We start from the raw sequence: 21004 nt of genomic DNA on the forward strand, positions 1-21004 counted from the left end.
TGATAAAGGAAGAACGTTATGTTAAATTGGGCTGACATGTCTACTAAACAGCCTGTTGTCAGTAAGATGCTCGTCAACAGCCTGAAACGCGACCGTATTTCTCATGCCTACATATTCCAAGGATCGCGTGGAACTGGCAAATCAGCATTAAGCCGCTTGTTTGCCAAGAGTATCTTTTGTAAAAACCGCAAGGACGCAGAGCCTTGCAATGCATGTAAGGATTGCCGCCGCATCGATTCTGGCAACCATCCGGATCTCCATTGGATCGTTCCGGATGGTGCCTCAATAAAAAACGATCAGATTCTGCAGCTGCAAAAGGAATTTTCTTATACAGGTATGGAATCCGACCGTAAGGTATATGTAATGGAAGACGCAGATAAAATGACAGCCAATGCATCCAATCGACTGCTCAAGTTTCTTGAGGAACCAGGTGCCCATACAACAGCGATCCTATTGACGGAAAATAGTCAGGCATTGCTTCAGACAATTCAATCCAGATGTCAGATACTCGCACTGCAGCCTTTACATGAAGGACAGTTCGAGGAATTGCTGGTTTCGGAAGGTCTGCCGCAGTCAACTGCCCGACTTTTGTCCCAGCTAACGCAGAATTATGAGGAAGCAATGGAGATTTCCGGTCAAGAGTGGTTTGCTAAAGCGCGAAAACTAGTGGTACAATTAGTAGAAGTGCTGGAAACCAGGCCTAACGAAGCGCTTTTGTTTATCCATAGTCAATGGATGCCTGTGATGAAGGATCGCGAGCTGCAGCAGCTGGCGTTACATCTGCTATTATTGTGGTTTAAAGACATTATCTATCTTTATGCTGACAGGCCGGATTCCATTATCTATATACAGGAGAAAGACAGGCTTGAGAACAGCCTTCGCCATTGGACAAGGCAGCGAGCTACTGATAGCTTGCAGTCCGTTATGGAAGCGAAACGCCAATTAGACCAGAATGTCCATCCTGCACTTGTTATGGAAAAATTAACACTTCAGATGCAGAGGTGAATGGGTAGATGCAAGTCATTGGTGTCCGTTTTAAAAAGGCGGGTAAAATCTATTACTTCGATCCGGGCAAACTTTCGGTTGCTTTGGACGATTATGTTATTGTAGAGACTGTTCGCGGCGTAGAATTTGGACGAGTTGTGCTTGCAGATAAGCAAGTGGATGAAGAGGATGTCGTCCTTCCTCTGAAAAAAGTCATTCGTATCGCAACAGACAAAGATAAATTTACCGTAGCGGAAAATACAGAGAACGCTGCGCAGGCACATAAGGTTTGTGAGAAGAAGATTCGAGAGCACAAGCTCGACATGAATCTGGTCGAAGTCGAATATACCTTCGACCGAAATAAAGTCATCTTTTACTTCACAGCAGACGGCCGGGTTGATTTCCGGAACCTGGTGAAGGATCTGGCTGCAGTCTTCAAGACTAGAATCGAACTCAGACAGATTGGGGTGCGGGATGAAGCGAAGCTGCTGGGCGGTATTGGTCCTTGCGGCAGAATGCTTTGCTGCTCCACTTTCCTGGGGGATTTCGAGCCGGTATCAATCAAGATGGCAAAGGATCAGAATCTATCGTTGAATCCAGCGAAGATTTCTGGTCTATGCGGACGGCTGATGTGCTGTCTGAAGTATGAAAATGATGAGTATGAAGAGGCGAAACGTGAGCTTCCGGATTTGGGTGAAGCGATTCGGACTTCTTACGGATCGGGTAAGGTAGTCGGCTTGAACATTTTGGAACGGTTGATTCAGATTGAAGTGCCGGAGAAGGAACGGGTTATTGAGTATACCTTAGATGAACTGATCGAAGAAGGAGTTATCTCAACGCAAGCCATGGATTAATGGGGTGGAGAGACGGTGAATAAGAAGGAAATACTGGAGCATGTCACACAGATGGAAGAGCAAATCGGACAGCTGTACAAGCAGTTGGGTGATGTAAAGGGTCATGTAGCGGAGCTATTGGAAGAGAATAACCGTCTGACGGTCGAAAACCATCACCTGCGCAATCGTCTTGATGGTCAAGCTGAACAGGAACAGAAAGCCGGAAGCATTGCCACACCGTCCAAGGATGCACAGATTGGTGAAGGATATGATAACCTGGCGCGTTTATATGAAGAAGGTTTCCATATCTGTAATGTGCATTTTGGCAGTCCTAGACGTAATGAAGATTGCTTGTTCTGTTTGACATTCTTGAATAAGAATAAATGATGTGGCGGCCTTTCTTACAAATTAGTAGGGAAGGCCCTTTTTTGTAAAAAAAACCAGAAGGGAATTAATTGTATGGTGGAACTAAAAGGGGATGAGCGGCTGGATTACTTGCTTGCTGATGAAAATATGCGCATTATCCAGAGCCCGACTGTATTTGCCTTTTCATTGGATGCAGTGCTCCTGGCTGACTTTGCATCAATTCCAATTTCGAAAGGGAGAATATTGGACTTATGCTCCGGTAATGCCGTAATCCCATTATTGCTCAGCAAAAGGACAAGAGCACAAATAACAGGTGTCGAGATTCAGGAGCGTCTATATGATATGGCAGTGCGGAATGTTGTAATGAATGGGCTGGAGGATCAAGTGGAGATGATACATGGTGATCTGAAAGAGATGCCAGCTGTATTAGGGAACGGTCCTTTTGATGCGATTACGTGTAATCCTCCTTATTTCAAAACACCAAGCAAAAACGAGCAAAACCTGAATGAGCATTTAACCATTGCCCGTCATGAAATCATGTGCACGTTGGACGATGTTATTCTAGCTTGCAGGAAACTCGTGAAACCAGGCGGCAAGGTCACCCTGGTTCATCGTCCGGATCGGCTGCTGGATATTGTCACCAGCATGCGTGAGCAGAAAATCGAACCAAAACGGATGAGACTTGTCTATCCTAAGCCCGGGAAAGAAGCAAATATCCTCCTTATTGAAGGCGTCCGTAATGGCAATCCTGGGTTGAAGATTTTGCCGCCGCTGTATTCTCATAAGCAAGGCGGAGGATATACCGAAGAATTAGAGGAAATCCTGTATGGCAGCAAATGAGCATATGGTCTATATGCTGAAATGCAAGGATGGAAGTCTGTATACTGGATATACAAACGCGCTCGCCAAACGCTTAAAGCAGCATGCTTCCGGCAAAGGTGCAAAATATACAAAGGGCAGGGGTCCATTCATCCTTGTTTATATCCGAGGTTTCGATTCCAGGCAAGCTGCTCTCAAAGAGGAATACAGGATCAAGCAGCTCCCGAAAAATAGAAAATGGGCGCTTATCCAGGAAGGAGGAAAACCATATGCAATCACAGAAAAGCTTTGAAGAACGCCAGACAGGTACCCTGTTCATCATTCCTACGCCGATAGGAAACCTGCAGGATATTACGTTAAGAGCACTAGAGACGTTAAAACAAGTACATACTGTCGCTGCAGAGGATACACGGAATACGAAGAAACTGTTCAATCATTTTGAAATTCCAACACCGCTTATCAGCTACCACGAGCATAACCGGAAAGCGCGCGAGCAGATGCTCCTCGATTTGCTGGAAGATGGAAAAGATGTTGGTCTGGTTAGCGATGCCGGTATGCCGGCTATTAGCGATCCGGGCCAGGAGTTGGTTCAAGCAGCTGCAGCAGCTGATTATCCAGTTGTCGTACTGCCAGGAGCAAATGCGGCGCTTGTTGCATTGGTTGGATCAGGCCTTTCCACAGATGCTTATCAATTTTATGGTTTTCTGCCGCGGAAAAAGAAGGAATTGACAGGAGAGTTAGAGAAATTGCGGAAAGTCGCGGCAACTCTGATTTTCTATGAAAGTCCGCATCGATTAAAGGAAACACTCGCTGCCTTGCAGGAGGTTTTTGGGAACCGAAGGATAGCGCTTGGCCGAGAGCTGACAAAGCGTTATGAAGAATTTCTGAGAGGAACCATACAAGAAGCACTGGATTGGGCTTCCTCTGAAACAGTGAGAGGCGAGTTCTGCCTTGTTGTAGAAGGAGCTTCAGAAGCAGAGCAGCTGGAAGAAGTCGAAGCTTTTTGGCAGGATATGAGTGTGCAGGAGCATGTTGACTGGTATATTGAGAATGAGGGATTACCCTCAAAACAAGCAATCAAGCAAGTAGCTGTAGATCGTCAGCTTCCTAAACGAGACGTGTACCAAGCTTATCATGTCGAATAAATAGAAAAACCGCTCCAGAACGGAGCGGTTTTTTTTTATTTGTTCAGGCGTGTTTGGATTTCGTTGATTAGCTCTTCTGCACCTTCGCGGCTAAGAACCAGTTTACCGTTAGCCAAAGACAAGTTGTCATCGGAAATCTCACCAGTAATATGGCAAGTCATGTTCGGTTTGTATTTTTTAAGGATGATGCGGTCATCATCTACGTAGATTTCCAAAGCATCTTTCTCGTTGATTCCTAGTGTGCGGCGCAATTCGATTGGAATAACAACTCTTCCCAATTCGTCGACTTTACGTACAATACCTGTTGATTTCATATAATGTTTCTCCTCTCGGGTGTTTATATATGTTTATTCGTCATTATTCGACAATTTAACTATTGAATATCGTACCAGTGATTGACATAAGTGTCAATTCAAAAATCTTGCAGTTAAGCATGTTGCTGACAGTAAAAACATAAGGAAGGGAATATTTTGGGTATTTAATACTATTATAATGGTTGTATATGTAAAAAGAGTAAATTAAATAGGGATATCTAAATAGAAGGATGATAGGAGAGTTATGTCGAATGCTCGACATAATTCGACACATTTGCTTTATGTGTCGGATTATTACCATAGAAATACGTATATGTGCTTATTTTTATGTCGCATCGGCCAAGAAAAAAATTTCTGCTGGATTGGAATTTATGGAGGAAAGTCGCTACAATAGAGATAAGTGTAATAGCGATACGAGTAGCTCACGCTGGTGGGCTTTTTTCTTAATGGAGGGTAAGCACATGCAGAAAGAGAATAAAACGTTTTATATTACTACGCCAATCTACTATCCGAGTGGCAAGCTGCACATCGGACATGCCTATACGACAGTAGCTGGAGATGCGATGGCTCGCTATAAGCGTCTGCGCGGATATGATGTCGCGTATTTGACGGGTACGGATGAGCATGGTCAGAAAATCCAGCGCAAAGCAGAAGAACAAGGTATAACTCCGCAGCAATATGTGGACAACATCGTAAAAGATATCAAAGCTTTATGGAAGACACTTGAGATCACTAATACAGATTTCATCCGCACTACTGAACCGCGTCATAAGGAAACCGTGCAGAAAATCTTCTCCAGACTATTGGAACAGGATGATATTTACCTGGACCAATATGAAGGCTGGTATTGTACTTCCTGTGAATCCTTCTTCACGGAAACACAGCTGGACGATGGCAGATGTCCGGACTGCGGCGGTCCGGTCGATCGGGTAAAAGAGGAGTCTTATTTCTTGCGGACTAGCAAATATGCAGACCGCCTGCTGAAGTATTATGAAGAAAATCCTGAATTCATCCAGCCAGTGAGCCGGAAGAATGAAATGATCAATAACTTCATCAAGCCTGGTCTGGAAGACTTGGCAGTTTCCCGTACATCATTTGAATGGGGACCGAAAGTGCTTGAGAATCCGAAGCATGTTATTTATGTATGGATAGATGCGCTATCCAACTATATAACGGCACTCGGATATGGCTCCGATGATGACAGTCTTTATCAGAAATACTGGCCAGCGGATGTTCATTTGATGAGTAAAGAGATTGTCCGTTTCCATACAATTTACTGGCCGATCATGCTGATGGCATTGGATCTGCCGCTGCCGAAGAAAGTATTCGCACACGGCTGGATTTTGATGAAAGACGGCAAGATGAGTAAATCAAAAGGGAATGTTGTGAGTCCGGTTGATTTGAAGGATCGCTATGGTCTTGATCCGCTGCGCTACTATTTGCTTCGTGAAGTACCATTCGGCGCAGACGGTGTGTTCACGCCAGAAGGCTTCGTCGATCGTACGAACTTTGATTTGGCAAATGACCTTGGTAACTTGCTGAACCGTACAGTAGCCATGATCAGTCAATACAAAGAAGGAATTGTGCCGGCATATGTTGCTGGAGAGACGGAATTTGAGCAGGCGTTGGAAGAAATGGCGAAACAAACTGTCAAGGAAGTAGAAGACGGAATGGAGAACATGGAGTTCTCTGTCGTCCTTGCGAAAATCTGGCAGCTAGTCAGCCGAGCAAATAAATACATCGATGAAACGAAGCCTTGGGTGCTGGCAAAAGACGAAGCCCAAGCGGACCGTCTTGGAAACGTTCTTGCTCACCTTGCAGAAGTGCTGCGCCAAGTAGCTATTTTGCTTCGTCCGTTCCTTGTCGAAACACCTGCTAAGATCTTTGCACAGCTTGGTGTAGAGGAAGCAAGCCAAGACTGGGATACGCTTCTGACAACAGAAGTGAAAGCAGGCCGTCAAGTGAAGAAAGAAGGCCCGATCTTCCCTCGTCTGGATGCGAAGGTAGAAGTGGAAGCGATCAAGAACATGATGAAAGTTCCTGAACCAGAGAAAAAAGAACAGCCGAAAAAAGAGCAGGAAACTGCCAAACTTCCGGAAGTGCAGTATGAGGACTTTGCGAAGCTTGAGTTCCGCGTGGCGGAAGTTATTGCTGCTGATAAAGTGAAGAAAGCAGATAAGCTACTGAAGATCCAGCTTGATTTGGGAACAGAGAAGCGTCAGGTTATTTCTGGTATAGCAGAGCATTATACTCCAGAAGAGCTTGTCGGCAAAAAAGTGATTTGTGTGGTGAATCTGAAGCCGGTTAAACTTCGCGGGGAGATGTCCGAAGGGATGATCTTGTCTGGTGAAAGTGCAGACGGCAAGCTTGCGCTGGCAACAGTGGAGTCGGATTTGCCGAATGGATCGATCGTAAAATAATAAATGAGGGGGAGACGCTTGCACGCAAGCGTTTTTCCTTTTTTAACAGATAGAAAGGACATCATGCTATGTTATTTGATACACATGCTCATATTAATGATAAGCAGTTTGCGGAAGACCGCGAAGAAATGCTGCAGCGGGCAAAGGATGCGGGCGTCTCCCGTCTTGTAGTTATTGGCTGTGATGCGGATGGAATTACCTCTGCAATCGAGCTTGCGGAGAAATATGACTTCGTTTACGCAGCAATCGGCTGGCATCCTGTCGATGCAATCGATATGACAGATACCGACCTGGATAGAATCGAGGAGCTTTCGGCACATCCAAAGGTTGTTGCGATCGGTGAAATGGGTCTGGATTACCACTGGGACAAGTCACCGAAGGATGTTCAAAAGGACGTGCTGAGAAAGCAGATTCAGCTGGCTAAACGCGTCAAGCTGCCGATCATCATTCATAATCGAGAAGCGACACGGGATATCATTCCGATCTTAAAAGAAGAAAATGCAACTGAAGTCGGAGGCATTATGCATTGCTATAGTGATGAAGCGGATCTTGTACAAGAGTTTTTGGACATGAATTTCTATATTTCCCTTGGCGGACCGGTCACTTTTAAAAATGCTAAGGCGCCGAAGGAAGTAGCGAAAATCGTGCCAGCTGATCGGCTGCTTATTGAAACAGATTGTCCGTATCTGGCACCTCACCCTAACCGCGGTAAACGAAATGAACCAGCTTACGTGAAGTTAGTAGCTGAACAAATCGCTGAGCTGCGCGGCATCGGCTACGAGGAATTGGCAGAGCTGACAATGCGGAATGCAGAAAGACTATATCAAATTAAATCATAGAGGGTATAACGTGCAAATTAAAGAAGTGATTGTCGTAGAAGGCAAAGATGATACAGCGAAGATAAACCAGGCCATCCAGGCAGATACGATTGAGACGAACGGATCTGCCATACATGCAGGTATCATTGAACAAATTAGACATGCGCAAGCGAAGCGCGGTGTAATCATTTTTACTGATCCCGATTATCCCGGTGAGCGTATTCGTCATATTGTCTCTCAGGCGGTGCCTGGTTGTAAACATGCGTTCCTGTCAAAGGACAAAGCGCGTGCGCGTAATAACAAAGGAATAGGGATTGAGCATGCTTCAGCTGAATCGATTCGGACAGCCCTGGAGCAAGTGTATGAGATGAGCGAGCAGTACGAACCGGAGATCTCCAGGGAAGCTGTCATAGCATACGGTCTCCTTGGCGGGCCAAGGGCGAAGCAGCGGCGGGAAAAGCTAGGAGAAAGACTGGCAATCGGCCATACAAATGGCAAGCAGCTTATCAAACGACTTGCTATGTTCCGGATACCGGAGCAGTTGTTTGTCGAAACGATGCAGCAAATTATACAGGAGGAAGACAATGACGAATGAACGGCATATTGCCACACCGACAAGGACGAAGGAACTGCTTAAGAAATATAACTTTTCCTTCAAGAAAAGTCTCGGGCAAAATTTCCTGATTGATACAAATATCCTGCGCAATATCATCCATCACGCAGGAGTGACAGAAGACACAGGTGCGATTGAAATCGGACCGGGGATGGGTGCATTGACGGAGCAGCTGGCTATCGCAGCAAATAAAGTATTGGCTTTTGAGATAGATCAGCGTCTATTGCCTATCCTGGAGGATACATTGTCTCCATATGATAATGTGAAGGTCGTGAATGAGGATATCCTGAAAGCAGACGTGCAGCAGGAGCTGCAGGGCTATTTCGGAGATCAGGAAGTGAAGATTGTCGCAAACCTGCCTTATTATATTACAACGCCGATACTGATGAATCTGCTGACGCGGGATCTTCCTATTTCAAGCATTACAGTCATGATTCAAAAAGAAGTAGCAGACCGTATGGCTGCTTCTCCGAACACGAAAAGCTACGGTTCCCTATCACTGGCAGTCCAGTATTACACACAGGCAGCAGTCGTAATGACTGTACCAAAAACGGCATTTATGCCGCAGCCGAATGTAGATTCTGCTGTTCTTCATCTTGAGCTGCGCAAGGAACCGCCAGTCCGTGTAGATGATGAAAAATTCTTCTTCGACTTGATTCAAGCTTCCTTTGGTCAACGCAGGAAGACGCTTCGCAACAACTTAAATAGACATTTTGCGTCGCGTTTCTCGAAGGAGGAGCTGGAGGATATCATGATCGAAGCTGGAATCGATGGCACTAGAAGAGGAGAATCACTTTCAATGGAGGAATTTGCTGCTCTGGCGAATACCTTTACAGCTAAAGGCTGAACATTTTTGCCCATCCATCATACGCTGTAGGAGAAAGCTTTGGTGGGTGAGGTGAACGGAATGGATTTGGCGATTGGTGATATCGTCACTAGAATATCATATAAACACGATTTATTGTTCCGTGTATCCAGCTTTACAGCTAATAAGGTCATTCTGCATGGGGAAGACATGCGTCTCATTGCAGATGCCCCCCGGGATGATCTTGTAAAGACTGGAACACGTGAAATAAAGAAACGCAAGAAAACGTGGCAGGATAAAGAAGATTACTCCTACCGCCTCTTTCGCCAGGATTACCTGCTGATGAAGGATAAGCGGGATTATGAATCAACCTCAGGTTATCATCATAGCCCAAATTACTTCCAAATTCCTGCGAAGGTACTCCACATAGATGGAGATAAGACATATTTGAAAAAATGCATCGATTTTTATCAGCGTTTCGGTATCCAAGTACATGGTGTCCATCTGCATGAAAAAGAAATGCCTCTTCAAATTGCTTCCCTTCTGGAGAAGATCCAGCCAGATATTATTGTCATTACAGGACATGATGCTTTTCAGAAGAACAAAGGAGATAAGCAGGATATCCGAGCTTACCGGAACTCCCAGTATTTTGTCGAAACAGTGCGGGAGGCACGCAGGCTATATCCGCATTTGGATCAATTAATTATCTTTGCTGGCGCATGCCAATCCCATTTTGAATCCCTGATACGAGCAGGAGCGAATTTTGCAAGCTCACCAAGCAGGATTAACATCCATGCCTTGGATCCGGTTTATATTGTCGCCAAGGTCGCATTCACGCCGTTTATGGAAAAAGTGGGGGTATGGGATGCTCTCCGGAATACATTGACAGGAGAACGCGGTCTTGGCGGTATCGAAACGCGCGGCCTGCTGCGGACAGGATTGCCTTTTGTGGATCCAGATGAGGAGAAGGAAGAGGACTCCTGACTCCTGCGAAATCGTAAATTTACCACTGATGCATAATTTTGTATGGATTTGAAAGAATAAAGTGAAATAAGAAACATTTAATCTTTTCATTGACATCAAAATTGGTATGCTGTTATAATAAAAAGTTTTATTTGACTCTATACCTAAAATATGCTATGATTAGATCAGTGAGGTGGAGTGCAGTGGCTAAAACATTAGTGGAAATTAAGCAGGGTCTGGAAGGACAAATTGGTAAACGTTTAAAATTGAAAGCTAATGGTGGGAGAAAGAAAACCATCGAACGTTGCGGAGTACTTGCAGAAACGTATCCAGCTGTATTCATCGTAGAACTTGATCAGGATGAAAATGCGTTTGAGCGTGTCTCCTATAGCTATGCAGATGTCTTAACCGAAACAGTCGAACTAGATTTTGATACGGATGATTTGAACGAAATTGCGAAATAACGCATGAACGAAAGCAGGGGACTTGATCCCCTGCTTTTTATTTTGTCTTATTTGCAAACATCTGACAGGCATAGTGTACGGTCAGGAACAGAAAATAAGGTTGTCGTGATAATCTCTGAAGGGAGCTGTTTTCTTTGGGCAGAAGAAGAGGAATCATGTCTGATGCACTAAAAGAGGAAATTGCAAAGGAGCTTGGATTTTACGACACTGTACAAAAGGAAGGCTGGGGCGGCATTCGTTCCCGCGACGCCGGGAATATGGTCAAGTATGCCATTGCCATGGCCGAACAGTCGATGCGCGATAAGCAATAAAGGGAAGCCTTCCTCTTTTTTATGAAGAGGAGGGCTTCTTCTTTTTAGGCAGAATAGCCTGTCCTTCCTTTTTATGATACAATTTTGGAGAAATTCAACTAAAGTAGGTGACATGACATGTATTTGCTCGAAAAGGCGCCAGCTAAGATCAATCTTTCGTTGGACGTACTGTATAAACGCCCGGATGGCTATCATGAGGTAGAGATGGTTATGACAACGATCGACCTGGCAGACCGGATAGAGTTAATCGTGTTACAGGAGAACAAGATCGAAATCGAATCGGACAATCGCTTTGTACCGAACGATGAGCGTAATCTTGCCTACCGTGCGGCGCAATTGATCAAAGATACATATAATATCAATAAAGGTGTCAAGATATACATAGACAAGCAGATACCGGTAGCAGCTGGCCTTGCTGGAGGAAGCAGTGATGCAGCGGCAGTATTGCGCGGTCTGAATACACTATGGAATCTGCAGCTATCGTTGGATACGCTGGCTGAGCTCGGTGCGAAAATTGGTTCGGATGTATCCTTCTGTGTATACGGTTCAACAGCATTATCAACTGGACGTGGAGAAAAGATCAAGGAACTTCCGGCTCCTCCAGCATGCTGGGTCGTACTTGCCAACCCTGGAATCGGTGTATCCACCCAGACGATCTATCAGCAGTTAAAAATCGATGATATTCAGAATCCTGATACGGCTGGAATGGTCGAAGCTATTGAGCAAGGCGATTTTCAATCCATCTGTGACAAAGTTGGTAATGTACTTGAACCTGTTACGCTTAAGCTTTGTCCGGAAGTGAAACAAATCAAGCAGCAAATGATTGAAGCAGGTGCTGATGCAGTACTCATGAGCGGAAGCGGACCGACTGTCTTCTCTCTCGTTTCCCAGGAGAGCCGTGCTTATCGGATCTACAACAGTTTAAGGGGATTCTGTGAACAAGTGTATGTGGTACGGATGCTCGGAGGGCGAACGGAGCTTGATTAAATCCGTACGAGAATGTTATTATCTAACAATAACATTCGGTTTTGAGGTGTAGTGATGAAAAGAAGTGAACGTTTGGTTGCGATGACCAATTATTTAATGGATCATCCGCAGCAATTGGTATCCTTGCCATATTTCTCGACGACGTACGCTGCTGCCAAATCCTCCGTCAGTGAGGATTTGTCGATTATAAATGATATGTTCCAGCATGAAGGCATTGGATACTTACAATCCGTATCCGGTGCTGCTGGTGGTGTTCGCTATGTCCCGGTATACTCCAAGGAGAACAGTGCTGCTTTCATTGAAGAGCTATGCAGTAAGCTTGCAGATTCAGACAGGCTTCTTCCTGGGGGATATCTATTCATGAGCGATATACTCGGGGAACCAGCAACAGTGAATAAGATCGGTCGTCTTTTTGCAACAGCATTCCATGACCGTGAAATCGATGTAGTGGTTACGGTCGCTACAAAAGGAATTCCGATTGCTTATGCAACTGCTGCTTATCTGAATGTCCCGGTTGTCATTGTAAGACGAGATCCGAAGGTGACCGAGGGTTCGACGGTCAGCGTGAATTATGTTTCTGGTTCATCCAGAAAGATACAGACGATGGTATTGTCCAAACGCAGTATACCCGATCAAGCCAATGTCTGTATTGTGGATGATTTCATGAAAGCAGGCGGAACCATTAATGGAATGAAGAGTCTTTTGCAGGAATTCAATGCAAATGTGACTGCTATAGGCGTATTGGCTGAAGCAGAGGATGAAGAAGAAGAACGTGTAGTGGAAGATTACACGTCATTGATCAAGATTCAGAACGTTGATGTACGCAATCAGCGAGTCGAAGTACAAAAAGGTAATTACTTTAACTGATCCAGCTTTTCCCCCTCCCGATATAATTTTTAAAAAAAGTTTTAATCAGAGCAGGAGTTCCCAGCTTTATGTAGAATTACTGGTAATAAGTTCTAAATAAGGTAAGGGTGGTGAAGCATAATGGAAGTAACTGACGTAAGATTACGCCGCGTTAATACCGAGGGAAGAATGCGTGCTATCGCTTCTATTACAATGGATCAGGAGTTTGTTGTACACGATATTCGTGTCATCGAAGGAAATAACGGCTTGTTTGTCGCTATGCCTTCCAAACGCACACCAGACGGTGAATTCCGCGATGTAGCACATCCAATCAACTCTGGTACACGGAGCAAGATTCAGGATGCTGTGCTGCAGGAATATCATCGTGCAGGAGAAGAAATAGAAGTGGAGTATGAGGAAGCCGCTGGCGCTTCTTGATATGAGCTCAGATAGATGGCGAATGCGTCATCTTTTATAAAGGTGAAATTAACAGCTGTTCTAACATATGGGATAGCTGTTATTTTTATGCTTATAATCCAGTTGATTGGTGAAAAAATTGTCTCGAATTACGTGAATTCAAGCGCTGCTCCTGTTGAAATGACAATTATTTTAAGATATATTTACAGAGGATAAAAAGAATGGAGGGTTCGCATGTCAAACCGATATGCAGTCATCCTTGCTGCTGGCAAAGGCACCAGGATGAAATCGAAGCTGTACAAAGTGCTGCATCCTGTCATGGGAAAACCAATGGTACAGCATGTTACTGACCAGTTAAATTCTTTACAATTAGATAAATTGATAACCATTGTAGGGCATGGAGCAGAAGACGTGAAAGCCCAGCTTGGAGATGTAAGTGAATATGCCTTGCAGGAGGAACAGCTTGGTACAGGACACGCGGTCCTGCAGGCGGAAGAGTTCCTGAAAGATAAAGAGGGTGTTACGGTCGTTTTAAGCGGGGATACGCCCCTGATTACAGGTCAAACGATTCAAGCATTACTAGATCATCATGAACAGCAAGGGGCAAGCGCAACGGTATTGACTGCAAAAGCACCGGACCCAGCAGGATATGGGCGTGTCATCCGCAGTGACGCTGGAGAGGTACTGCGTATTGTAGAGCATAAAGATGCGAATGCGGAAGAGCTTCTCGTAGATGAAATCAATACAGGTACATACTGCTTTGATAACAAGCTATTGTTCCAGGCATTGCATAATGTATCAAATGATAATGCCCAAGGTGAGTATTATCTTCCGGATGTACTTGAGTTGTTGAAGAAAGATAACAAGCTGGTGACCGCTTATCAGACAACTGATTTCGATGAAACGATGGGCGTAAACGATCGTGTAGCTCTTTCCCAAGCAGAACGGATTATGAAACGTCGTGTCAATGAACAGCATATGCGCAATGGCGTAACAATCATTGATCCGGACTCGACATATATCAGTACCGACGCGGTCATTGAACAGGATGTTACGATCTTGCCAAACACGATGATTCTTGGAAAGACAGTTATCAAAGAAGATGCTGTCATTGGTCCGAATTCAGAAGTGAAGGATGTCACAATCGGCAGCCGCACAGTCGTGAAGCAAAGTGTAGCACACGACAGTGAAATCGGAAATGATGTCAATATCGGGCCTTTCGCCCATATTCGTCCACAAGCACAGCTTGGAGATAATGTGAAAATCGGAAACTTCGTCGAAGTGAAGAAAGCATCTATCGGTGAGGGGAGCAAAGTTTCCCATCTCAGCTATATCGGAGATGCTGAAGTTGGTAAAGATGTAAATGTCGGTTGTGGTACAATAACAGTGAACTATGACGGAAAGAATAAACATCTGACGAAGATTGAAGATAATGCCTTTATCGGTTGTAATGCGAACTTGATTGCGCCAGTGACGGTCGGCAAAGGTGCCCTGGTGGCAGCAGGCTCGACCATAACAAAAGATGTACCAGCAGATGCTTTATCAATTGCCAGAGCAAGACAAGAAAACAAAAATTCTTATCTAAAGAATAAATAATTTTGGAGGGTTACTCGACATGCCTTATAATGATCCATCGTTAAAAGTTTTTTCTTTGAATTCTAATCCGGAGTTAGCTAAGTCAATTGCAGACCACATTGGCGTAGAACTGGGTAAAATCACTGTTTCCCACTTTAGCGATGGCGAAATCCAGATCAATATCGAAGAAAGTATCCGCGGCTGTGACGTCTACGTTGTCCAGTCCACTAGTGCGCCTGTCAACCAGCATATGATGGAACTTCTCATCATGATTGATGCATTGAAACGCGCTTCAGCTAAAACAATCAACATCATCATGCCTTATTATGGTTATGCTCGTCAGGACCGCAAAGCCCGTGCCCGTGAACCAATTACAAGCAAACTGATCGCTGATATTTTGCAAACTGCCGGAGCTACACGCGTCTTGGCATTGGACTTGCATGCACCGCAGATCCAAGGTTTCTTCGATATTCCGATCGACCACTTAGTAGGTGTTCCAATTCTATCCGACTATTTCGAGAAAAAGAATTTGGAAGATATCGTCGTTGTATCTCCTGACCACGGCGGCGTAGTCCGTGCACGCCGTATGGCTGATCGTTTGAAAGCACCGATTGCAATCATCGATAAACGCCGCCCGCGTCCAAACGTGGCAGAAGTGATGAACATCATCGGAGAAATCAAAGGCAAAACTGCAATCATCATCGATGATATCATTGATACGGCTGGAACTTTGACGCTAGCTGCTAATGCGTTGATAGAAAAAGGCGCGACAGCAGTATATGCAGCATGTTCTCACCCAGTTCTATCCGGACCGGCAATCGAGCGAATCCAAAATTCACAAATTAAAGAGCTTGTTGTGACAAACTCAATCCCTCTTCCAAAAGAGAAGCAAATCGAAAATATCACGCAGCTTTCTGTTGCACCATTGTTCGGTGAAGCGATTATCCGCATCCACGAACAGCAATCTGTTAGTATCCTGTTTGATTGATTTTATGTTTATTACTGGAATTGTAAGGGAAACCTTATCTGTAGACACGTAAAAACTATGGAGGGTGATTACGATGGCAGTAAAGCTTAAAGCAGACAAACGAGATAACAATACAAAATCTTATATCAGAGGACTTCGCGAAGAAGGAGTCGTACCTGCAGTCGTATATGGCAAAGGCAAAGAGCCTGTCAGTGTTGCGGTTGATAGTGTGGATCTACTGAAAACTGTACGAGATGAAGGTAAAAACGCCATTATTTCTTTGGATATCAAAGGCGAATCGGTAGATGTAATGCTACATGATTATCAAACTGATCCATTGAAAGCAAGTCTTGTACATGCGGATTTCTATGTGGTGAACATGTCGGAAGCACGTAATGTAGAAGTGCCGATCCAGCTTGAAGGTGAAGCACCAGGATCTAATGAAGGCGGCGTTCTTCAACAGCCATTGTTTGATCTGGAAATCAGTGCAAAACCGAATGACATCCCAGATCAAATTACAGTCGATGTCTCCAAACTTGAAGTCGGTGACAGCATCAGCGTTGGTGACCTGCCAACAGACGGTGCTTATGAGATCCTAACCGATGCTGATACAACAATCGCTACAGTCACTGCACCTACTGCAGAGATTGAAACAGATGATACAACTACTGGTGATGCGGACGATGTAGAAGCAATCAAAGAAGGATCTAAGGACGATAAAGAAGATTAAGTGATTAAAAAAAGCTGTGCCTGAAAAGGCACAGCTTTTTTTATTTTGATTGAACTATTCATATTCCTCACACGTCATATAGTCAGAGAAGAAAGGGGGAGTGAGATGGAGGACTCAGCGGAATCCATATCGATTGAAGATGCCAAACAAGATAAATCGGCATTCGGTCAGCTTTTCCAGCAATACTATACGTTTTTATATCGTTATCTTTTCAAACTCACGATGAATAAAGAAATGACAGAAGACTTGCTGCAGGAAACGATGATTCGAGCTTATATAAATCTTCATAAATTTAATCATCAATCTAAGTTTTCTACATGGCTCATATCTATCGCGACACGCTTATATCTGGATGAACAACGGAAGAGGAAGCGAGATAGGAAAAGGCAACAGCAGCTGACAGAGAATGAGAAACGAAAAATGAAATGGGAACTAGAACAAGGCAATATGGATTGGTCATTGCATCTGAACGAGTTTGCATCGCTATCTATAGAAACTAGAACATTAATATTACTTCGTCATTATTATGGTTATTCATTAGAGGAAATTAGTTCCATGACAAAATTAAGAAAAGGGACAGTGAAGTCTCGTATCCATTATGCGTTAAAGAAATTAAGAGAGGAGTGGTCAGATGAAACAAGATGAATGGGTAAAAAAGATGGACGAAACGTGGAATGAAATAGATGCAAAATTACATATTGACGTTCCTGAAACTGATGAGATGCTGCAGCAGATTAGCTCTGGTGAGAAGCGATATCGAGAAAGAATGCGCAGGGAACTATGCAGGTTTATCATTCTGGCTTGCGTGTTGCTGTCCTTCTACATCCTTATGGCCGTACATATCACCTGGGTGTTCTACGTAGTACAGATTATATCCATTATTGCTGTTGTCGTCCTATTACTAGTTGAAAGAAGCAAAGGAAGGGTCACATGATATCAACGAATGAACTGATACTTATAATCTTGGCAATTCCTATATTGCTGGCACAAGGAATTTGGTTGTACATAGATGCAAAAAGAAGAGGTACTTATGCATGGGCGTGGGGGATTGTTGGGCTGATTCAGTTCCCCACACCGCTTCTTTTATATTATGTATTTATCATTCGCAAAGATAAAAGGAGGAACTGATAAATGGAGAACATTGGGACATTGCTGCTGCCTGTTATATTGATCCAGTTTCTTTTGCTCGTTATTGCGTTGATCAGTTGTATTCGAGCTGAGGAAACCCTTGGGCCCAAATGGGCTTGGATATTAATCATTTTCTGTATCAGTATCATCGGACCTATCCTTTATTTCGTGATCGGGCAAAGAAAGGATGCATATAAATGACTATTTTAGAAGCACAAGGATTGACGAAACGATACGGGAAACATGTCGCAGTAAAAAACTTAAATCTTAAGCTGAAGGAAAATGAGTGTATTGCGCTTTTGGGACCAAACGGAGCTGGTAAAACAACAACTTTGCATATGCTGGCTGGATTGATTACACCTACTGATGGAGTGATATTGAGTGACAACAAGGTACTTAACAAAGATAAAATTGGATTTCTGCCTCAATATCCTACTTTCTTCGACTGGATGTACCCTATAGAATATCTCATGTTAACAGGAACATTATCTGGAATTACGAAACAAACCATAAAAAAACGAAGCTTGCATGTATTGGAAATGACAGGCTTGTTAGAAGCACAGAAACAGAAGATAGGAGCTTTCTCTGGAGGAATGAAACAGCGACTTGGGTTAGCACAAGCAATCATGCATGAACCGAAAATTCTTTTGCTAGATGAACCTGTATCCGCTCTTGATCCGACTGGAAGAATTGATGTCATGAACATATTGGAGGATTTGAAAAAGGATATGGCTATTCTATTTTCTACACATGTACTGCATGATGCTGAACAGATATGTGATAGGGCGTTAATTATGAACTCGAGTCAAAGCATTTCCTATAAAGACATGAAGGAATGGAAAGGAAACCGGCTAAGAGAACGGTATCGTTTAGAAACATCAGATCCTTTACAGATTGAAGAATTACAGGAGTTGTATGAAGAGATTGATATAAAGGAACCAAGGAAGATCATTGGTACTCTGCGTCATAATGTAACGCCCAATATCTTACTGCAAAATTGCATCCAGAAAAATATAGGAGTTCGGTACTTCGGAGCAGAAGAAAAAACCTTAGAAGAACATTACATAGAGGTGATAGAAGGTTGAAGAGGTTCAACGCACTATTTCATAAAGAATGGGTAGAAGCTTGGAGAGAGAAGAAGCTCGTTTGGCTTCCTGCTGTCATCCTGCTAGTGACACTTCTACAGCCAATTAGTTTGTATTTTATGCCAACCATTTTAGAGAATTCGAATAGTCTGCCGCCAGGCGCAGTAATTGAACTGCCAATCCCTAGCGGTGCTGAAGTTCTGGCGGGGACTTTGTCTCAACTACATACAATTGGCACAGCAATTATTGTGCTAGCTTGTATGAATGTAATTGTACAGGAGAGAAATAATGGCTCTCTTATGCAGCTATTTTCCAGACCTGTAAATACCGCCACCTACATATTCAGTAAGTGGACGATGCTCGTATTGCTTCATCTCGGTGCCTTTACTATCTCCTATGGAGCCGCATGGTATTATACAAATATCCTATTTTCTGATGTGTCGTTTAGTTCCGTCTGGAAAAGTTTTATAATTTATTGTTTATGGATTGTACTAGTTATAACAGTGACGTTGTTTGTTAGTACGTTTCTCCGTCGAAGTGGAGGAGTAGCAGGCATATCCATTCTAATAATGGCGAGTATCGCCATCTTGTCGACTGTTATACCTGATATAGCTATTTATTTGCCTTCAAGTCTTCTCAACTTGGCAACGGAGGCACTGAATGCAAATAAGGGAAATATGCACATGGGAGCTATCCTCGCTACAACTATTAGCTTTATTGCTTTATTACTTTTAACCATGATTAAACAATTTGAAAAAAGTGTAAAGTTTTAATGAAGTAGGATTATTCCTTAAGCGCATAGGATATGATAAAAGTATAGGCAAAGCATGTCAAGGATGGGAAAGAAGCATCCTTGATGTGCTTTTTGTGCAGGAAGGAAGGAATTTTCCTTTCTGTCGGAGAAGGATAAGAGCTGGAGTGTTAAGCGCTTCTAACCGTACTTCTCCGCTCTTCCGGTTATGTTTAGCTACAGAAACCAGAAACTGCGCCGTAAGTGATAAATCCCTGCGTGAGGAAAAGCATCTCACTCCGGGCTTTCTCGCTTACTTCTCCGTTTCTGAACGGCTTTCTCCGCTTTTCGATTTTGTCTAGCTGCGAAAGCCAGAAACTGCGCCGTAAGTGATAAATCCCTGCGTGAGGAAAAGCATCTCACTTCGGGCTTTTTCGCTTACTTCTCCGTTTCTGAACGGCTTTCTCCGCTTTTCGATTTTGTCTAGCTGCGAAAGCCAGAAACTGCGGTATAGGCGATAAATCCCTGCGTAAGGTAAATACGCCTCACTTCGGGCTTTCTCACCTATTCCTCTGTTTCTGAACGGTTTCTTTCGCTTTTCGGTTTTTGTCTAGCTCCAAAGACCAGAAACTGCGCTGTAAGCAATGGATCCCTGCGTGGAAAGGTCATCCACTCCGGGCTCCCTTGCTTACATCTTCGTTTCTAAACGGTCTTTTCCGCTTTTCGGTTTTCTTGTATTTTATTTTCTGTTAAGGTATAGTTTTTTGGGAATGGACTATGAGTAAAGGGCGTTTATAAATATGAAAATGATTGTTGGACTTGGGAATCCGGGTCAAAAATATGATCAGACACGGCATAATATTGGGTTCATCGCGATTGATGAATTAGTGCACCGGCACAATTTGCCGTTAACAAATAAAAAGTTCAATAGTGTATATGCGACAGGCATGATAAATGGGGAAAAGGTAATCTTGGTAAAACCTATTACTTTTATGAACCTTTCAGGTGAAGCGGTACGACCGCTGATGGATTACTATAATGTCGAGCTTGAGGATTTGGTTGTCATTTACGATGATTTGGATCTACCGGCAGGGAAGGTAAGACTGCGGGAAAAAGGCGGTCATGGGGGCCATAATGGAATCCGTTCTTTGATTTCGCATTTAGGCACGAAGGAATTCAAACGCATTCGTCTGGGAATCGGCCGCCCGGTCGGTCAGCAGCCAGTTGTAGATTATGTTCTCCAGCGTTTCCATAAGGAAGAATTGCCGGACATCGTCGATAGTGTGAAGAAGGCTGCCGATGCAACAGAAACATGGCTTAAGGAGCCTTTCCTGAACGTGATGAATGATTTTAATCGCTAATTCATACACTGCAAGGTGATAAGTATGAATCCAGATGCTTTCGGGCAGACTTTGACAGAGTCAAATCTAAGTCCCGGAGGCATAACTATGGCTATCGTTTACCGTTGTCGACATTGCAAAACGCAGCTAGCAGAGCTAGATGAATATAAGGTGGATATCAAAGCGCTCGGATGGGATCGATTATCCGCGGCGGACTATCAGGAAATGGTGCAGATCGATTCGGGTCATATCGTCTGTCAGGTCGCATGTGAGGATTGTGAAAATGCGCTGCAGCAAAACCCGCATTATCATGAACTGGATCATTTCATGCAATAACGTAAAGC

The 21004-nt window shown here is 43.8% G+C and carries 28 protein-coding genes; 27 read left to right on the forward strand and 1 reads right to left on the reverse strand.

All coding sequences use genetic code 11. The features are described 5' to 3' along the window. Positions 1 to 18: 18 nt before the first annotated feature. From holB to rsmI, 6 genes are all read left to right on the forward strand, one after another. Positions 19 to 1005 (forward strand): DNA polymerase III subunit delta', encoded by a 987-nt coding sequence (gene holB / locus ABXS78_RS18135; protein ID WP_095224684.1) that lies wholly within the window; start codon positions 19 to 21, stop codon positions 1003 to 1005. A gap of 8 nt (positions 1006 to 1013) precedes the next feature. Next, positions 1014 to 1838 carry a stage 0 sporulation family protein gene (locus ABXS78_RS18140; protein WP_095231283.1) on the forward strand — a complete coding sequence of 275 codons (825 nt, stop codon included), beginning with the start codon at positions 1014 to 1016 and terminating at the stop codon, positions 1836 to 1838. 15 nt (positions 1839 to 1853) lie between these two features. Continuing rightward, positions 1854 to 2204, forward strand: a complete 351-nt coding sequence (gene yabA / locus ABXS78_RS18145) for a DNA replication initiation control protein YabA (RefSeq protein WP_095224686.1) — start codon at positions 1854 to 1856, stop codon at positions 2202 to 2204. A 72-nt stretch (positions 2205 to 2276) separates the two neighbouring features. Continuing rightward, positions 2277 to 3023 (forward strand): tRNA1(Val) (adenine(37)-N6)-methyltransferase, encoded by a 747-nt coding sequence (locus tag ABXS78_RS18150; protein WP_366248396.1) that lies wholly within the window; start codon positions 2277 to 2279, stop codon positions 3021 to 3023. Next, a complete protein-coding gene (locus tag ABXS78_RS18155) occupies positions 3010 to 3294 on the forward strand; it encodes a GIY-YIG nuclease family protein (RefSeq protein WP_095224688.1) in 285 nt (94 codons plus the stop codon). Before ABXS78_RS18150 ends, ABXS78_RS18155 begins: the two co-directional genes overlap by 14 nt. Next, positions 3272 to 4147, forward strand: a complete 876-nt coding sequence (rsmI, locus tag ABXS78_RS18160; protein ID WP_366248397.1) for a 16S rRNA (cytidine(1402)-2'-O)-methyltransferase — start codon at positions 3272 to 3274, stop codon at positions 4145 to 4147. Before ABXS78_RS18155 ends, rsmI begins: the two co-directional genes overlap by 23 nt. A gap of 35 nt (positions 4148 to 4182) precedes the next feature. Here the strand turns inward: rsmI and ABXS78_RS18165 are convergent, their stop codons facing one another. Then, positions 4183 to 4461, reverse strand: a complete 279-nt coding sequence (locus tag ABXS78_RS18165; RefSeq protein WP_038562480.1) for an AbrB/MazE/SpoVT family DNA-binding domain-containing protein — start codon at positions 4459 to 4461, stop codon at positions 4183 to 4185. A gap of 461 nt (positions 4462 to 4922) precedes the next feature. Between ABXS78_RS18165 and metG the strand changes: the two genes are divergently transcribed. The 21 genes from metG to ABXS78_RS18270 all read left to right on the forward strand — a co-directional run bounded on the left by metG (position 4923) and on the right by ABXS78_RS18270 (position 20996). Next, positions 4923 to 6881, forward strand: coding sequence for a methionine--tRNA ligase (metG, locus tag ABXS78_RS18170; protein ID WP_366248398.1), 1959 nt, complete (start codon positions 4923 to 4925; stop codon positions 6879 to 6881). Between the two features lie 68 nt (positions 6882 to 6949). Further along, on the forward strand, positions 6950 to 7720 hold the full coding sequence (locus ABXS78_RS18175; protein ID WP_366248399.1) for a TatD family hydrolase: 771 nt from the start codon (positions 6950 to 6952) through the stop codon (positions 7718 to 7720). A 10-nt stretch (positions 7721 to 7730) separates the two neighbouring features. Then, on the forward strand, positions 7731 to 8294 hold the full coding sequence (gene rnmV, locus ABXS78_RS18180; protein WP_095224692.1) for a ribonuclease M5: 564 nt from the start codon (positions 7731 to 7733) through the stop codon (positions 8292 to 8294). Beyond that, on the forward strand, positions 8284 to 9159 hold the full coding sequence (rsmA, locus tag ABXS78_RS18185; protein WP_366248400.1) for a 16S rRNA (adenine(1518)-N(6)/adenine(1519)-N(6))-dimethyltransferase RsmA: 876 nt from the start codon (positions 8284 to 8286) through the stop codon (positions 9157 to 9159). The genes rnmV and rsmA overlap by 11 nt, the downstream gene beginning before the upstream one ends. 60 nt (positions 9160 to 9219) lie before the next feature. Continuing rightward, entirely contained in the window at positions 9220 to 10101 is an 882-nt protein-coding gene (gene yabG, locus ABXS78_RS18190) for a sporulation peptidase YabG (protein ID WP_366249983.1), read from the forward strand. A 182-nt stretch (positions 10102 to 10283) separates the two neighbouring features. Continuing rightward, complete coding sequence (gene veg, locus ABXS78_RS18195) at positions 10284 to 10544, forward strand: biofilm formation stimulator Veg (RefSeq protein ID WP_038562465.1); 261 nt, start codon at positions 10284 to 10286, stop codon at positions 10542 to 10544. Positions 10545 to 10678: 134 nt separating this feature from the next. After that, positions 10679 to 10855: a small, acid-soluble spore protein, alpha/beta type gene (locus ABXS78_RS18200; protein ID WP_038562461.1), complete on the forward strand. Its 177-nt coding sequence runs from the start codon at positions 10679 to 10681 to the stop codon at positions 10853 to 10855. Positions 10856 to 10972: 117 nt separating this feature from the next. Then, positions 10973 to 11842 carry a 4-(cytidine 5'-diphospho)-2-C-methyl-D-erythritol kinase gene (gene ispE, locus ABXS78_RS18205; RefSeq protein ID WP_366248401.1) on the forward strand — a complete coding sequence of 290 codons (870 nt, stop codon included), beginning with the start codon at positions 10973 to 10975 and terminating at the stop codon, positions 11840 to 11842. A gap of 54 nt (positions 11843 to 11896) precedes the next feature. Further along, positions 11897 to 12709 (forward strand): pur operon repressor, encoded by an 813-nt coding sequence (purR, locus tag ABXS78_RS18210; protein WP_366248402.1) that lies wholly within the window; start codon positions 11897 to 11899, stop codon positions 12707 to 12709. A 120-nt stretch (positions 12710 to 12829) separates the two neighbouring features. Continuing rightward, positions 12830 to 13126, forward strand: a complete 297-nt coding sequence (gene spoVG / locus ABXS78_RS18215) for a septation regulator SpoVG (protein WP_038562451.1) — start codon at positions 12830 to 12832, stop codon at positions 13124 to 13126. A gap of 213 nt (positions 13127 to 13339) precedes the next feature. Next, entirely contained in the window at positions 13340 to 14701 is a 1362-nt protein-coding gene (gene glmU, locus ABXS78_RS18220; RefSeq protein ID WP_366248403.1) for a bifunctional UDP-N-acetylglucosamine diphosphorylase/glucosamine-1-phosphate N-acetyltransferase GlmU, read from the forward strand. Between the two features lie 19 nt (positions 14702 to 14720). Continuing rightward, positions 14721 to 15668 (forward strand): ribose-phosphate diphosphokinase, encoded by a 948-nt coding sequence (locus ABXS78_RS18225; RefSeq protein WP_366248404.1) that lies wholly within the window; start codon positions 14721 to 14723, stop codon positions 15666 to 15668. Positions 15669 to 15741: 73 nt separating this feature from the next. Next, positions 15742 to 16377: a 50S ribosomal protein L25/general stress protein Ctc gene (locus tag ABXS78_RS18230; protein ID WP_366248405.1), complete on the forward strand. Its 636-nt coding sequence runs from the start codon at positions 15742 to 15744 to the stop codon at positions 16375 to 16377. Between the two features lie 105 nt (positions 16378 to 16482). Then, positions 16483 to 17022, forward strand: coding sequence for an RNA polymerase sigma factor SigY (gene sigY / locus ABXS78_RS18235; protein WP_366248406.1), 540 nt, complete (start codon positions 16483 to 16485; stop codon positions 17020 to 17022). Continuing rightward, positions 17009 to 17311, forward strand: coding sequence for a YxlC family protein (locus ABXS78_RS18240; protein WP_366248407.1), 303 nt, complete (start codon positions 17009 to 17011; stop codon positions 17309 to 17311). Before sigY ends, ABXS78_RS18240 begins: the two co-directional genes overlap by 14 nt. After that, on the forward strand, positions 17311 to 17505 hold the full coding sequence (locus ABXS78_RS18245) for a transcriptional regulator (RefSeq protein WP_366249984.1): 195 nt from the start codon (positions 17311 to 17313) through the stop codon (positions 17503 to 17505). Before ABXS78_RS18240 ends, ABXS78_RS18245 begins: the two co-directional genes overlap by 1 nt. A 3-nt stretch (positions 17506 to 17508) precedes the next feature. Then, a complete protein-coding gene (locus tag ABXS78_RS18250) occupies positions 17509 to 17706 on the forward strand; it encodes a PLDc N-terminal domain-containing protein (RefSeq protein ID WP_366248408.1) in 198 nt (65 codons plus the stop codon). Next, positions 17703 to 18590, forward strand: coding sequence for an ABC transporter ATP-binding protein (locus ABXS78_RS18255; RefSeq protein WP_366248409.1), 888 nt, complete (start codon positions 17703 to 17705; stop codon positions 18588 to 18590). The genes ABXS78_RS18250 and ABXS78_RS18255 overlap by 4 nt, the downstream gene beginning before the upstream one ends. After that, entirely contained in the window at positions 18587 to 19363 is a 777-nt protein-coding gene (locus ABXS78_RS18260) for an ABC transporter permease subunit (RefSeq protein ID WP_366248410.1), read from the forward strand. Before ABXS78_RS18255 ends, ABXS78_RS18260 begins: the two co-directional genes overlap by 4 nt. 757 nt (positions 19364 to 20120) lie before the next feature. Beyond that, positions 20121 to 20681 carry an aminoacyl-tRNA hydrolase gene (pth, locus tag ABXS78_RS18265; RefSeq protein ID WP_366248411.1) on the forward strand — a complete coding sequence of 187 codons (561 nt, stop codon included), beginning with the start codon at positions 20121 to 20123 and terminating at the stop codon, positions 20679 to 20681. A gap of 24 nt (positions 20682 to 20705) precedes the next feature. Beyond that, complete coding sequence (locus ABXS78_RS18270; RefSeq protein WP_366248412.1) at positions 20706 to 20996, forward strand: anti-sigma-F factor Fin; 291 nt, start codon at positions 20706 to 20708, stop codon at positions 20994 to 20996. The last annotated feature ends 8 nt before the right edge of the window (positions 20997 to 21004 follow it).

This window comes from Terribacillus aidingensis (genome assembly GCF_040703035.1).
In the GTDB taxonomy this organism is placed as follows: domain Bacteria; phylum Bacillota; class Bacilli; order Bacillales; family Amphibacillaceae; genus Terribacillus.